At 71.6% G+C, this 14,136-nt stretch carries 9 protein-coding genes; 8 read left to right on the top strand and 1 reads right to left on the bottom strand.

The genetic code is table 11. The annotated features are described in order from the left end of the window. Positions 1–141: 141 nt before the first annotated feature. The 8 genes from CSIV_RS08235 to CSIV_RS08200 all read left to right on the top strand — a co-directional run bounded on the left by CSIV_RS08235 (position 142) and on the right by CSIV_RS08200 (position 11,066). Positions 142–1,806 (top strand): NCS1 family nucleobase:cation symporter-1, encoded by a 1,665-nt coding sequence (locus tag CSIV_RS08235; protein WP_077050917.1) that lies wholly within the window; start codon positions 142–144, stop codon positions 1,804–1,806. Then, positions 1,803–2,627 carry an aspartate/glutamate racemase family protein gene (locus CSIV_RS08230; RefSeq protein ID WP_083735061.1) on the top strand — a complete coding sequence of 275 codons (825 nt, stop codon included), beginning with the start codon at positions 1,803–1,805 and terminating at the stop codon, positions 2,625–2,627. Before CSIV_RS08235 ends, CSIV_RS08230 begins: the two co-directional genes overlap by 4 nt. Before the next feature lie 51 nt (positions 2,628–2,678). Next, entirely contained in the window at positions 2,679–4,007 is a 1,329-nt protein-coding gene (gene allB / locus CSIV_RS08225) for an allantoinase AllB (protein ID WP_077051367.1), read from the top strand. After that, complete coding sequence (locus tag CSIV_RS08220; protein ID WP_077050916.1) at positions 4,004–5,143, top strand: acetamidase/formamidase family protein; 1,140 nt, start codon at positions 4,004–4,006, stop codon at positions 5,141–5,143. Before allB ends, CSIV_RS08220 begins: the two co-directional genes overlap by 4 nt. Before the next feature lie 426 nt (positions 5,144–5,569). Continuing rightward, positions 5,570–7,192: an AtzH-like domain-containing protein gene (locus tag CSIV_RS08215; RefSeq protein ID WP_077050915.1), complete on the top strand. Its 1,623-nt coding sequence runs from the start codon at positions 5,570–5,572 to the stop codon at positions 7,190–7,192. 145 nt (positions 7,193–7,337) lie between these two features. Beyond that, complete coding sequence (locus tag CSIV_RS08210; RefSeq protein ID WP_077050914.1) at positions 7,338–8,567, top strand: pyridoxal-phosphate-dependent aminotransferase family protein; 1,230 nt, start codon at positions 7,338–7,340, stop codon at positions 8,565–8,567. Further along, entirely contained in the window at positions 8,564–9,841 is a 1,278-nt protein-coding gene (locus CSIV_RS08205; protein ID WP_077050913.1) for an allantoate amidohydrolase, read from the top strand. The genes CSIV_RS08210 and CSIV_RS08205 overlap by 4 nt, the downstream gene beginning before the upstream one ends. A 370-nt stretch (positions 9,842–10,211) precedes the next feature. Continuing rightward, positions 10,212–11,066, top strand: a complete 855-nt coding sequence (locus tag CSIV_RS08200) for a PhzF family phenazine biosynthesis protein (RefSeq protein ID WP_077050912.1) — start codon at positions 10,212–10,214, stop codon at positions 11,064–11,066. A gap of 316 nt (positions 11,067–11,382) precedes the next feature. On the opposite strand, the gene CSIV_RS08195 is transcribed toward CSIV_RS08200, so the two are convergent. Beyond that, positions 11,383–14,130 (bottom strand): molybdopterin-dependent oxidoreductase, encoded by a 2,748-nt coding sequence (locus CSIV_RS08195; RefSeq protein WP_077050911.1) that lies wholly within the window; start codon positions 14,128–14,130, stop codon positions 11,383–11,385. Between the last annotated feature and the right edge of the window lie 6 nt (positions 14,131–14,136).

Below are 14,136 nucleotides of genomic sequence, written 5' to 3'. Positions count from 1 at the left end.
CCCAAAGTGTGAAGGAGCGACTTCACACAGCTGTTACATCAGCGAAACCAGAGCGAATGTGTGAACCCATAGCTTCACATCAGTGCACCACTCTGGCCGCGGACTCCACGTCGTGGCATCCACCGTCCTGAGAGGAATGACATGACCACGACACCGCTCACCGGCCCCCACGATCTCGTGGAGGCCGCAGGCCACCCCACCGGCGGCGGCAACATGAAGCCGCAGTACGACGACCGGCTCGCCAACGAGGACCTCGCTCCGCTGAAGAAGCAGAAGTGGACCTCGTACAACATCTTCGCGTTCTGGATGAGCGACGTGCACTCGGTCGGCGGCTACGTCACCGCGGGCTCGCTGTTCGCCCTCGGCCTGCAGTCCTGGCAGGTGCTCGTCGCCCTGATCGCCGGCATCGTCATCGTGCAGGTCTTCGCGAACCTCGTCGCCAAGCCCAGCCAGAAGACCGGCGTCCCCTACCCGGTGATCAACCGGGTGGTGTTCGGCATCCGGGGGGCGAACATCCCCGCGATCATCCGCGGTCTCATCGCGATCGCCTGGTACGGCGTGCAGACGTTCCTCGCGGCGGAGTCGCTGAACATCGTGTTCCTGAAGTTCATCCCGGGTTCCGCGGCCCTGCTCGACGTGTCCTTCGCGGGCCTGTCGGCGCTCGGCTGGATCTCGTACGCGATCCTGTGGACCGCGCAGTTCCTCCTGTTCTGGAACGGCATGGAGGTCATCCGACGCTTCATCGACTGGGCGGGCCCGGCGGTGTACCTCGTGATGATCGTGCTCGCGGTGTACCTCGTGTCGCAGGCCGGCATCCAGAACATCTCGTTCACCCTCTCGACCACGCAGCTGGACTTCTGGGCCTCGATCCCCGTGATGCTCGGCGCGATCGCCCTCGTGGTGTCGTACTTCTCCGGTCCGATGCTGAACTTCGGCGACTTCGCCCGGTACGGGAAGAGCTTCGCGGCGGTCAAGCGCGGCAACTTCTGGGGTCTGCCGATCAACTTCCTGTTCTTCTCGCTGCTCACCGTCATCACGGCATCCGCGACGGTGCCCGTCTTCGGCGAGCTGATCACCGACCCGATCAAGACCGTCGAGGCGATCGACGCGCCCTTCGCGATCCTCCTCGGCGGCCTCACGTTCGTCACCGCGACGGTCGGCATCAACATCGTCGCGAACTTCATCTCGCCCGCGTTCGACTTCTCCAACGTCGCCCCGAAGAAGATCTCGTGGCGCGCGGGCGGAATGATCGCCGCCGTCGGCTCGACCTTCCTCATGCCGTGGAACTGGTACGCCAACGACGACGCGATCCACTACTCGCTCGGCGTCCTGGGTGCGCTCATCGGGCCGCTCTTCGGCATCCTGATCGCCGGCTACTACATCTCCGCCCGCCAGCGCGTGAAGGTCGACGCGATGTTCACGATGGATGCCAAGGGCCCTTACTGGTACCGCAACGGGTTCAACCCCAACGGGGTCAAGGCCGTCATCGCGGCAGGCATCCCGACGGTGGCCATCGCGGTCTTCCCGAAGCTCTTCGCCGACCTGGGTCTGTTCGACGTCTCCGCGATCAGCGACTACAGCTGGTTCATCGGCTGCGGCCTTGGGTACGTCCTGTTCCTCCTGTTCGAGCGTCTCGACCCCCGCATCCCGACCTTCGCGGGCGAGGCCGAGAACATCTCGGACGGCACCGTCGACGGGGCGGCGGACACCGCGGCATCCGAGCCGCCGGCGATCTCGGGTGCGATCCCCGTGGATGCCACGGCCTCGGCGTCGACGGTCATCTCGGGGTCGGGCGCGACCGCGTGAGGATCCTGCTCATCAACCCCAACACCTCCCGGGCGATGACCGCGAAGATCGCGGATGCCGCCCGGGGGGTGGCGGGGCCCGACGTGATCGTCGATGCGGTGTGCCCCGCGGTCGGGGCCTCGGCCATCGAGAGCCACGTCGACGAGGTCGCGGCCGCGGTCGCGGTCGTCGAGTTCGTCACGGCCGACCGCGACGGTCCCGCCCCCGCCGACGCCTACGTCATCGCGTGCTTCGGCGACCCGGGACTCGACGCGGCGCGCGAGCTGGTCGACGCCCCGGTCGTCGGGATCGCCGAGGCCGCGATGCACCTGGCCGCGGTGTCGGGACGGCACTTCGGCGTCGTCACGACCCTGAGCCGCACTCTCGGCCGGGCCCGCGACCTCGTCGGCCGGTACGGCATGGAGCGCGCGTGCGTGTCGCTGGCGGCGACGGGCATCCCGGTCCTCGATCTCGAGGACACCGGGTCGGACGCCGTCGCGATCATCGAACGCTTCGCGGCCGACGCGGCGTCCGGGGGTGCGGATGTCATCGTGCTGGGCTGCGCCGGTATGGCCGACCTCTGCGCCGAACTCACGGCCCGCGTGGGCGTGCCGGTCGTCGACGGGGTCGCGGCCGCGGTGGGACTGGCATCCGGGATGGTCCGCATGGGCCTCGGCACGAGCAAGCGCGACGAGTACGCGGCGCCTCCGGTGCGGGGCGTCACCGGTGCCCGTTCGGGGCGCGAATTTCCGTTTGGGGCGGGGGATGCCGTGCCCCAAACGGACGATCACGCCCCGAACCCGGAGCCGCACCCCTCCTCCCCAGCCCGAGTTTTCGCGTGAATGTTGATGACGGTTACATCGGCGAAACGCGGGGCCTTTAGCGTGATCGGCATGAGCACCAGGATCTCGGCCCGGCGCACGTTCGTGGACGGGCGCTTCGTCCCCGCGACCGTCGTGATCGATGAGGGCCGTATCGCGGCCGTGACCGTCTTCGATCCGATGGCCGACCGCGTGCTGCCCGACGACGCCGTGCTGCTGCCCGGCCTCGTCGACTCGCACGTGCACCTCGACGAGCCCGGCCGCACCGAGTGGGAGGGCTTCGCCACCGGCACCGCGGCCGCCGCGGCCGGGGGAGTGACGACCGTCGTCGACATGCCGCTGAACAGCTCGCCGGTCACCACGACCCCCGAAGCCCTGGATGCCAAGCGCGCAGCCGCCGTCGGAAAGCTCGCGGTCGACGTGGCCTACTGGGGAGGAGCCGTCCCCGAGAACCTCGGCTCGCTGCGCGCGCTGACGGATGCCGGTGTGGTGGGGGTGAAGTGCTTCCTGTCGCCGAGCGGGATCGACGAGTTCGGACACCTGGATGGCGTGCAGCTCGAGGCCTGCCTCGCCGAGCTCGCGGAGTTCGACGGGCTGCTGATCGTGCACGCCGAAGACCCCGCGCATCTGCACGCCGACGGCGCCCTCGGCCCGCACTACGCCGACTTCGAGGCCAGCCGCCCGCCGATGAGCGAGCGCACGGCGATCGGTCGGGTGATCGAGGCGGCCCGCCGCACGGGTGCCCGCGCGCACATCGTGCACGTGTCCGACGGCGAGGCGCTGGACGACGTCCGTGCCGCGAAGGCCGAGGGCGTGCGCCTGACCGTCGAGACGTGCCCGCACTACCTCACGCTGGACGCCGCCGAGGTGCCCGACGGAGCCGCGGCGTTCAAGTGCTGCCCGCCGATCCGGGGAGCCGCGAACCGCGACCTGCTGTGGGCCGGGGTGGTCGACGGCACCATCGACGCCATCGTCAGCGACCACTCGCCCGCGACGGTGGAGTTGAAGTCCAACCCCGACTTCGGCCTGGCCTGGGGCGGGATCGCGGGCCTCCAGACCGGACTGTCGTCGGTCCATACCGCGGCGCGGGGGCGTGGCATCCCGCTCGAAGACTTTCTGCCGCTCCTGACCACCGGACCCGCGCGGATCGCCGGACTCGGGGGCCTCGGCGTCATCGCCACCGGCGCACCGGCGCATCTGGTGGCGTTCGCTCCCGACGAGGAATTCGTCGTGGATGCCGCCGCCCTCGAATACCGCAACCCCGTCTCGCCGTGGCACGGGCAGACGCTCGCCGGCGTCGTGCGCGAGACGTGGCTGCGCGGTGAGTCGGTGTTCCGCCGCGGTGAACCGGTGACACTCCGCTCGGGGCGCGAGCTCGTGACCACGGTGGTCGAGGCGTGAGCGCCGTCCCGATCCTGCAGCCCGGCGCGGGCGCGATCCCCGGCGACCACTACGTCGCGGCGACGCCCCGAACGGTGCTGTGGGGACGCCTCCCGTGCGCGGCCGATGCCGCGGTGCTCGAGATCGCGTCGGGCGAGACCGTGACGTTCGACACCGTGAGCCACGAGGGCATCCTCGACGACCAGGGCAAAGACCCGGCGGCGTACTTCGCGGCGCACGGTGTTGCGCCCGAGCAGGTGCTGGACGACGCGATCGAGATCGCGGCATCCGTTTCGCGTGACGTGATGGCGGACGGTCCGCACGTCGTCGTCGGTCCCGTGCACGTGCGCGGCGCGCACCCCGGCGATCTGCTGAAGATCACCGTCGAGGCGCTCGCACCGCGCGTGCCGTACGGCGTGATCTCGAACCGCCACGGCAAGGGCGCGCTCGTGGGCGAACTGCCCCGCGGAGAACACAACGTCAGCGTTTTCGCGTCGGTCAGCGAGCGGGACGGCGTCCTGCACGGCACGCTCCCCGTCGCCGAGGGCGGCGAGCCGGTGGTGGCGTTCCCGCTCGCGCCGTTCCTCGGAACCATGGGCGTCGCGGTCGCCGGGCACGAGCGCCCGCACTCGGTTCCGCCCGGAACCCACGGCGGCAACATCGACATCAACCTGCTCGTCGAGGGGACGACGCTGTTCCTCCCGGTGCAGGTCGAGGGGGCGCTCGCGTACGTCGGCGACCCGCACTTCGCGCAGGGCGACGGCGAGGTCGCGCTCACCGCGCTCGAGGCCTCGCTCCGGGCGACGCTGCGCTTCGAGGTGATCCCCGCGGATGCCGCCCGCGCAGCGTTCGGACACGTCACCGGCCCGCTCGTCCGGACGCCCGAGTACCTCGTGCCGACCGGCATGGACCCCGACCTGGATGCAGCGATGCGCGCCTGCGTCCGCGCGTCGCTGTCGCTGATCGGGGGCCGCTGGGGCATGGACGAGCACCTCGCGTACGCGTACCTCAGCGCCGCGACCGACTTCGACATCTCGCAGGTCGTCGACATCGTGTCCGGCGTGCACGCCCGCATCCGCGAGGCGGACTTCGCCGGGGTGGCCGCGGTGGAGCCGGTGGCGCTGGGTGCCGACGGGGAGCCCGGGGGCGCCGCATGAGTCTCGCTCCCGTCGCCACCAGTTCAGTGTCCAAGACACGCCGATCGCGCGCCGTGGCATCCGCGTGTTCTGGACACTCAACTCCAGGTGACGCTGCTGGGCGGCGCGCGGTGGGTGGTGCCCCGGGTTCAGTGTCCAAGACACGCCGACCGCGCGCTGTGGCATCCGCGTGTTCTGGACACTCAACGCGAGCCGCCGCAACCCCCGCGGCCCCCGCAACCCCCGAGGGAGATGCCGCATGACCCCCGCGCTCGCCGCCGCACTCGCTCGCGCCGAGGCCGCGGACGCCGCCGGTGCCGCCCCCGGCACGGTTCCGCGCCGCGCCGCCAGTGATGGTTCAGTGTCCAAGACACGCGGATGGGTCACGCGAGCATCCGCGTGTCTTGGACACTCAACGTTCGACGACGCACCCAGGAGGGGCCGACAGTGACGGATGCCACGATCCCGGGCGACCTGCGTGAGGCGTTCGACGCGTACGAGCGGGCGATCGTCGCGAACGACCTCGACGCGCTCGACGCGTTCTTCGCGCCGGGTGAGGACACGCTGCGCGGCGACGGTGGCGGCCTCCTCGTCGGACACGACGCGATCAGCGGGTTCCGGGCGCTCCGCGGCGGCGTTCCCCCGCGAGAGATCGCCGAGGTGCACTACCGTCCGCTCGCTCGCGGCGGGGAGGCCGTGGCATCCGGATCTCCGGAGGAAAGCACCGACGGCGACGTCGCGCTCCTCGTGTCCGTCTCGGCGTTCCGCGGCGGCGGGCGGGGGCTGCAGACGCAGGTGTGGCAGCGGATCGACGGGCGCTGGCGCATCGTCGCGGCGCACGTGACCCCGCGCACGCCCGCCCTCGACCGCACGATCTGGCGCAGCGTCGGCGACCCGTTCCAGCAGGGCGCGTGGGAGGGTCCGCTCGAGGGCCTCACTGTCGCCGTGAAGGATCTGTTCGCGATCGCGGGCTTCCGCATCGGTGCGGGCAACCCCACGTTCCTCGAGGAGGCCCGCCCCGAGAAGGCCACCGCCCCGGCCGTCGCCGACCTGCTCCGTGCGGGAGCGTCACTCCGCGGCATCGCCCGCACCGATGAGTTCGCGTACTCGATCGCGGGCGACAACGTGCACTACGGAACTCCGCCGAACGGTGCCGTCGTGGGCGCCCTCCCCGGCGGTTCGTCGAGCGGACCGGCATCCGCCGTCGCCCTCGGGCATGCCGACATCGGTCTCGCGACCGACACGGCCGGGTCCATCCGCGTGCCCGCGTCGTACCAGGGCCTCTGGGGCCTCCGCACGACGCACGACCTCGTGCCGCGGCAGGGCATGCTGCCGCTCGCGCAGTCGTTCGACACGGTCGGCTGGCTCACCCGCGACGGCGAGACCCTCCACCGCGTCGCCGACTGGTGCCTGAGCTACGACGGCTCGGCCTCGACCGAGAACGTCTACGGCGCCTCCGGCGACGACCTCCCGTGGCGCTTCCTCGTGCCCGAGGAGATCCTCGACTGCGTCGAACCGGCGACCCGCGAAGCCTTCTCTCGGATGCTCGCCGCGCTCGCGGCATCCGACGATCCGCCTCCGTTCCGCGCCGTGCATTCCGGAGACCTGGATGCCACCTTCACCGCGTTCCGTACGGTCCAGGGTGCCGAGGCCTGGCGCAACGACGGCGAGTGGCTGCGCGCGCACCCCGGGGCGGTGGGTCCGGCGGTCGCCGAGCGCTTCCGCGCCGCGTCACAGATCACCGCCGCCGAGGAGGCCGCCGCGCGCGTCGACCTCGAGTCGATCGCCGCGCACCTGGCCGAGCTCGTCGACGGTGCCGTGCTGATCTTCCCGACCGTTCCCGGCCCCGCCCCGCTACGCACGGCGGACGTGGATGCCGTCCGCGCGGCGACCCTCCGCATGACCGCCCCCGCGGCGGCCGCGGGTCTCCCCGCGATCTCGGTGCCGCTGCTGACGGTCGCCGGCGCCCCCGTCGGCGTGTGCCTCGTGTCGCGCGCCGGCACCGACATCGCGCTCGTGCGTCTGGCCCGGCGCCTCGCGGCGCTGGTCGGTGCGGAGGCCGGCCGATGACCCGCGCCGTGTGTGCCGCGCTCCGGACAGAACGCCGCCCCGCGCGAATCCCCAGCCACCCACAGCCTCGAAGGGCCCGAATCTCCGGAGCCCGGCACGCCACCCCACGTATCCCCACGTCACACCCCCGCACCACGGAGCCAAGATGACCCACCTTCCCGGCCCGATCGACCCGCCCGCGCGCCTGCTGATGGGCCCCGGCCCCATCTCGGCGTACCCGAGCGTGCTGCGCGCGATGGGCGCCCCGCTCGTCGGCCAGTACGACCCGTTCATGACCGCCACCATGAACGAGACGCAGGATCTCTACCGGCAGGTCTGGGGCACCGCCAACGACGCAACCCTGCTCATCGACGGCACGAGCCGCGCCGGCATCGAGGCGGCCATGGTGTCGCTCATCCGCCCCGGCGATCGCGTGCTCGTACCTGTCTTCGGCCGCTTCGGGCACCTCCTCGCCGAGATCGCCGAGCGTGCGCTCGCCGAGGTGCACACGATCGAGGTGCCCTGGGGAGAGGTCTTCCCGGTCTCGACGATCCGCGAGGCGATCGTGCGGGTGAAGCCGCACCTCGTCGCGTGCGTGCAGGGCGACACGTCGACCACGATGCTGCAGCCGCTCGACGAGATCGGCGAGATCTGCCGCGCCCACGGCGCTTTGTTCTACACCGATGCCACGGCTTCGCTCGGCGGCAACCCGTTCGAGATGGATGCCTGGGGCCTGGATGCCGCGACCGCGGGCCTGCAGAAGTGCCTCGGCGGACCCTCCGGCTCGGCGCCGATCAGCCTGTCCGACCGCGCCGTCGAGGTCGTGCGGTCGCGTGCCCGAGTCGAGGCGGGGATCCGGGAAGAGGGGGATGCCGTGGCATCCGACTTCATCCGCTCGAACTACTTCGACCTGGCGATGATCCTGGATTACTGGGGTCCGCGGCGCCTGAACCACCACACCGAGGCGACCACGATGCTCTACGGCGCGCGGGAGTGCGCGCGCGTGCTGCTCCTCGAGGGACGGGATGCCGTGATCGCGCGGCACCAGCTGCACGGCGACGCGATGCTCGCCGGTGTCGAGGGCCTCGGGCTCACCGTCTTCGGCGACGTCGCGCACAAGATGACGAACGTCGTGGCAATGGAGATCCCGGATGCCGTCGTCGGCGACGCCGTGCGCGCCGAGCTGCTGAACGACTTCGGGATCGAGATCGGCACGTCGTTCGGTCCGCTGCACGGCCGCGTCTGGCGCATCGGCACGATGGGCTACAACGCCCGGAAGGACGCCGTGCTCACCACGCTCGCCGCCCTCGAGACGGTGCTGCGCCGCCACGGCGCGGCGGTCGCCGCGGGCGGTGGCGTCGAGGCCGCGCAGGGCGTGTACGGGGCGGCCGGATGAAGACGCGGCTCCAGGTCGCGCCCGAGCGCATCGCGTCGGCCGCGCGCCGCGTGATGGGGCGCTGCGAGGAGCTCGCCCGCGTCACCGCGACCCCCGGCAGCATCGAGCGCGTGTACCTGTCGCCCGAGCACGCGCGCGTGAACCGGCTCGCCGCCGAGTGGATGCGCGAGCTCGGCATGTCGACCCGCCAGGACGCCGCCGGCAATCAGGTCGGTCGCCTCGCCCCCGCCGGCGCCCGCGACGCCCCGGCCCTGTTGATGGGGTCGCACCTCGATACGGTGCCGGATGCCGGGCGCTTCGACGGCATCGTGGGTGTGCTGATGGCGCTCGAGGTGGTGCGGCTGGTGCGCCGCGTGGACGACGAGGGCATGGCATCCAGTCCGTTCCCGTTCGCGCTCGAGGTGATCGCGTTCTCGGACGAGGAGGGCACGCGCTTCGGCAAGGCGCTCCTCGGGTCGTCGGCCGTGGCCGGGCAGTGGGACCCGTCTTGGTGGGATCTGACGGATGCCGACGGCTCGACGCTGCGGCAGGCGTTCCGCGAGTTCGGCCTCGACCCGGGCCGCGTCGGCGAGGCCGCGCGCAAGCCCGAAGAACTGGTCGGGTACCTGGAGGCGCACATCGAGCAGGGGCCCGAGCTCGACCGCGCGGGGCTGCCGCTCGCGGCGGTGTCGTCGATCGCGTCGGCGCGGCGGTTCCAGCTCGTGGTCGAGGGCGAGGCCCGGCACGCCGGCGGAACGCCGTACGACATGCGCCGCGACGCGCTGCTCGGCGCGAGCGAGGCGGCGCTCGCGGTGGAGCGAATCTGCAGAGCTGAGCACCACATCGTCGGCACGGTGGGTCAGCTCGAGGCGTTCCCGGGGGCGGTGAACGTCGTGCCCGGCGAGGCGGTGTTCTCGCTCGACCTGCGCGGCGAGTTCGACGAGACCCGCGACCACACGTGGTCCGAGATCTCCGCGGAACTGGATGCCATCATGGGCCGCCGCGGCCTCCGCTGGCGGTCGCGCGAGGTGCACTCCGCGCCGGCCGTGTTCTGCGAGCCGCTGCTCCAGGACGTGGTGCGGGCGGGAATCGGCGGTGAGGCCCCGACCTTGTTCAGTCGCGCCGGTCACGACGCGATGGCGATCGGGGCCATCACCGGGGTGGGGATGCTGTTCCTCCGCAACCCCGACGGGATCAGTCACCACCCCGACGAGGCCGTCTCCGGCGCCGACGTCTCGGCGGGGATCCGGGCACTCGCCGAGGCGGTGCTGGGGCTGGGGGCGGAGCGGGGTTAGTAGTCCCGCAGGTCAGAAGCCGCGGTTCAGCCCAATCGGCTTCAGGGAACGTCGCGCAACGGTCGGCTCGCCGATGCCCTCGTGGCCACGGGCCTGTCGTCCACCGAGATCGCGCGACGGTCGGGGTTCCTGTCGGCCCGCGCTCTGTCGCACGCCCGCCGCGACCGCGACACCCGTGACTGACGGCCCGTCATCGCGACCAACGCGTCCGCTATTCGAGGTTGTGGCCGGTAACCAGGACTAGCGCGTCGGCTATTCCAGGTTGTGGGCCGTGACCACGACCAACGGCCGTCGCTCGGGCCCGTCGACGCAGTCCACAGGCGCCGGGTTGGCCCGCGACGCCCCGCCCCGCGGCCGGAAGAATCGACGCATGACCGACGCCCCCGGCATCCTGCACCTGCTCGCCTTCGCCGCGGAACCGGGCGGCGGCAACCCCGCCGGAGTCGTCCTGGATGCCACGGCCCTCGACGACGCCGACATGCTGCGGATCGCGGCTGACCTGGGGTATCCCGAGACGGCGTACGTCACGGCCCGCGACGGGGAGCGGCTGCGGGTCCGCTACTTCTCGCCCGAGGCCGAGGTGCCGTTCTGCGGGCACGCGACGATCGCGACGGCGGTCGCCCTCGCTGAAGCATCGGGGCCGGGGGAGTTCGTGTTCGAGACGTCCGCGGGCGACGTGCACGTCTCGACGCGCGACGAGGGCGGCCGTATCGCCGCCGGGTTCACGAGCGTCGAGCCGACGGTCCGCGACTTCCAGGACCCCGCACCCTTGCTGGCGCTTCTCGGACTCGACGCCGCCGACCTCGACCCGCGGATGCCGATCGCCGAGGCCTTCGCGGGGAACTGGCATCCGGTGGTCGCCGTCCGCACGATCGAGCGGTTCGACGCCTTCGGATACGACCCGGCTGAGCTGCGGGTGCTGATGGATGAGCGCGGCTGGACGGGCACGGTCACGGTCGTGCACGTTCCCGGCGATGTCGCGGACGGCGCGGTCGTTGAGGCGCGCAACCTGTTCCCGGTCGGAGACATCACCGAGGATCCGGCCACGGGTTCGGCGGCTGCCGCGCTCGGCGCCTACTTCCGCGACCACGTCGGGATGCCGCCGCCGTTCCACGTCACCGTGCACCAGGGGCGGCACATCGGTCGGTCGAGCGTCCTCGAGGTGGACGCGCCGCCAGTCGGTGGCATCCAGGTGTCCGGAACGGCCGTGCCGCTGGAGGGGTGACCTTCCGCGGGGGTATGTCCCGAGTCTGGTTGGCTGGACTCCACTCAGGCGGCGAAAAGTGGGACATGCACCCACATAAGTGGGACGAGGGGCCAGCGCCGCGTCGGCGATCCGAACCCATGTCCCACTTCTTGCTGTCTGAGGCCCCTCCAAACAGCAACAACTGGGACATGCGCCCCCATAAGTGGGACGAGGGGCCAGCGCCGCGTCGGCGATCCGAACCCATGTCCCACTTCTTGCTGTCTGAGGCCCCTCCAAACAGCAACAACTGGGACATGCGCCCCCATAAGTGGGACGAGGGGGGAACAGCAACGCCTCACTCCCCGCCGGCCAGCCTCCACACGCGGTCGCGGGAGAACGGCAGTTCGTAGCCGCGGCGGCCGAGGGCCCGCGAGACGGCGTTGCCGATCGCCGCGCCGACCGGGTTGTACGGCGATTCGCTCATCGACTTCGCGCCGAACGGACCCAGCGCATCGTCGGTCTCGGCGAAGTACACCTCGGTGTCGGGAACGTCGGCGAACTGCGGCACGCGATACGTGCGGAACACGGCGTTCTGCACCACGCCGTCGTCGAGCAGCACCTCTTCGTACAGCGCGCCGCCGAGGGCCTGCGCGGCGCCGCCCTCGATCTGCCCGCGGCACTGCGCCGGGTTGATCACGACACCGGCGTCGGCGGTCTGGATCGACTGCAGCACTCTCACCGTCCCCGTCTCGGGGTCGACGGCCACCCGCACCGCGTGGACGTTGAACGCGAGCGACCGGAAGTCGCCGAACTCCGCGCCGTCCGCCGTGAGTCCGTGCTCGTCGCGGAGCGTGGCGGGGGCGGCATCCACGATCCGTTCCCACGAGACGAGCTCGTCTCCGGCCAGAACCCCGGATGCCACGACCTCCGCCGACACCACGTCACCCCCGGTCAGCTGCGCGGCGATGTCGACCATCCGCCGCCGCAGCACGGTGCACGCGGCATGGAGCGCCTTTCCGGCGACCGTCGTGCCGGCCGACGCGAAGGCGCCGGTGTCGTGGCGGACGGCGTCGGTGTCGGCGGCCCAGAGTTCCAGGCGGTCGTGCGGGACGTCGAGGACGGTCGCCGCGATCTGCCGGTGCACCGTGGACGTGCCGTTGCCGAACTCGGCGGTGCCGACGCGCAGCAGGAACGTGCCGTCGGGACGCAGGGTCGCGGTCGTGTGCGCGATGTGCCCGCGCGGGGCCATCGTCGCGATCATCGCCGCGGCCATGCCCTCGCCGACCGCCCAGCCCGCGGGAGCGTCGACGCCGTTGCCACGCCGCAGGGCGTCCTGCGCGAGATCGAGGCACTGGTCGAGGCCGTAACTCCCCCAGATCAGGTCTTCCTCGTACTTCTCGTCCTCGTCGGGGTGGAGCGGGTCGCCCTCCTTCACTGCGTTGATCCGGCGCAGGTCGAACGGGTCGATGTCGAGCTCCTCGGCGAGAGCGTCCATCGCCGACTCGACCGCGAACACGACCTGCCCGAGCCCGTAGCCGCGGAACGCCCCCGACGGCGGGTTGTTCGTGTAGACCGCTTCGGCGTCGATCCACTTCGTCGGCACACGGTACAGCGTCGTCGACTCGGCGCACGAGTGGAACAGCACGCCGATCGCGTGGTTGCCGTACGCGCCGGTGTCGCTGAGGACGTCGAGCTTCATCGCGGTCAGGCGCCCCTCGGCATCCGCGCCCAGCGTCGTACGCACGCGCATCGGATGCCGGAGCGAAGCACGCACGAACTGGTCGGTGCGCGAGTACTCGTAAGCGACCGGACGGCCGAGCTTCAGCACGGCGAGGGCGGTGAGGTCTTCCGTGAACAGCTCCTGCTTGCCGCCGAAGCCGCCGCCGACGCGGGTCGCGAAGACGCGGATGCGATCGCGCTCGAGGCCGAGGATGTGCGCGAGCTCGTTGCGCGCGAGGAACGGCACCTGGGTCGACGAGCGGATGACGAGACGCCCGTCGTCGTCCAGCCAGCCCACCGCGCCGTGCGTTTCGAGAGCCGCATGGGTGACCCGCGCCGACCGCCACTCGCCCGTGACGGTGACGTGGCTCGCCGCGAGAGCCGCGTCGATGTCGCCGCCGTGGCCCGTGTGGAATCCGGCGACGACGTTGCGCCCGGCATCCATCACCCGCTCGTCGGGCGTCCGGTCGGGGTGCAGCAGCGGAGCCCCGGGTCGTCGTGCCTCCTCGGGGTCGAAGACCGTCGGGAGCAGCTCGTACTCGACGCGGACCGCGCGGCAGCCGGCATCCGCCGCCTCCGCCGTCTCGGCGACGACCGCCGCGACCCGCTGGCCGACGTGGCGGACGACGTCGTCGAGCATCCGCGTGTCGTCGGGGTCGTCGGTGCGGTGCTCGTGGCGGCCGGTCGAGTAGCGGATGTCGGGGACGTCGAGGTGGGTGAAGACCGCCACGACACCGGGTGTTGCGAGAGCCGCAGCCGTGTCGATCGAGGTGATCCGCGCGTGTGCGTGGGGTGAGGTGACGACGCGCAGCACGAGCGGCGGACCGCCCGGCACGGGCTCGTCGAAGGTGAAGGGCTCCTTGCCCTGCGCGATGCGGCGGGCGGCCTCGGGGGCGACCGAGGTGCCGACGCGGCCGGCGTCCGTGGCCGCGCTCCCGGTCTCGCGCACGGGACCGAGCACGGACTCGCGGATCGCCTCGCGGATCGGGCGGTACCCCGTGCACCGGCACAGGTTGCCCTTCATGCGGCGGTCGAGGTCGTCGAGGTCGGTTTCGCACAGCGTGGAGGCCGTGACGCTCATCCCCGGGGTGCAGAATCCGCACTGGAACCCGAATCCGGATGCCAGCGCCTCCTGCACCGGGTGCAGCTCGTCGCCCGGAGCGAGCCCCGCGGCCGTCGTGATCGAACGCCCCTCGAGACGCATCGCCGGGACGATGCAGGAGTGCGTCGGCTCACCGTCGAGCAGCACCGAGCACGCGCCGCAGTCACCCGCGTCGCATCCCTTCTTCACCTCGACGTGCCCGGTCTCGCGCAGCAGCGTGCGCGCGCACTGACCGGGCCGCGGGTCGGCCTCGACGGCGGACCCGTTGACCTGGAACTTCACTCGGTG

The organism is Microbacterium sp. CSI-V, assembly GCF_001984105.1.
In the GTDB taxonomy this organism is placed as follows: domain Bacteria; phylum Actinomycetota; class Actinomycetes; order Actinomycetales; family Microbacteriaceae; genus Microbacterium.
Note: the sequence above shows the minus strand (reverse complement) of the source record. Positions and strands in the feature narration are given on the sequence as shown.

What these genes read in the sequence shown, in the direction of transcription:
- CSIV_RS08235 (WP_077050917.1), top strand. Translation starts at nt 142, where the DNA reads ATGACCACGACACCGCTCACCGGCCCCCACGATCTCGTGGAGGCCGCA.
- allB (WP_077051367.1), top strand. Translation starts at nt 2,679, where the DNA reads ATGAGCACCAGGATCTCGGCCCGGCGCACGTTCGTGGACGGGCGCTTC.
- CSIV_RS08210 (WP_077050914.1), top strand. Translation starts at nt 7,338, where the DNA reads ATGACCCACCTTCCCGGCCCGATCGACCCGCCCGCGCGCCTGCTGATG.
- CSIV_RS08205 (WP_077050913.1), top strand. Translation starts at nt 8,564, where the DNA reads ATGAAGACGCGGCTCCAGGTCGCGCCCGAGCGCATCGCGTCGGCCGCG.
- CSIV_RS08200 (WP_077050912.1), top strand. Translation starts at nt 10,212, where the DNA reads ATGACCGACGCCCCCGGCATCCTGCACCTGCTCGCCTTCGCCGCGGAA.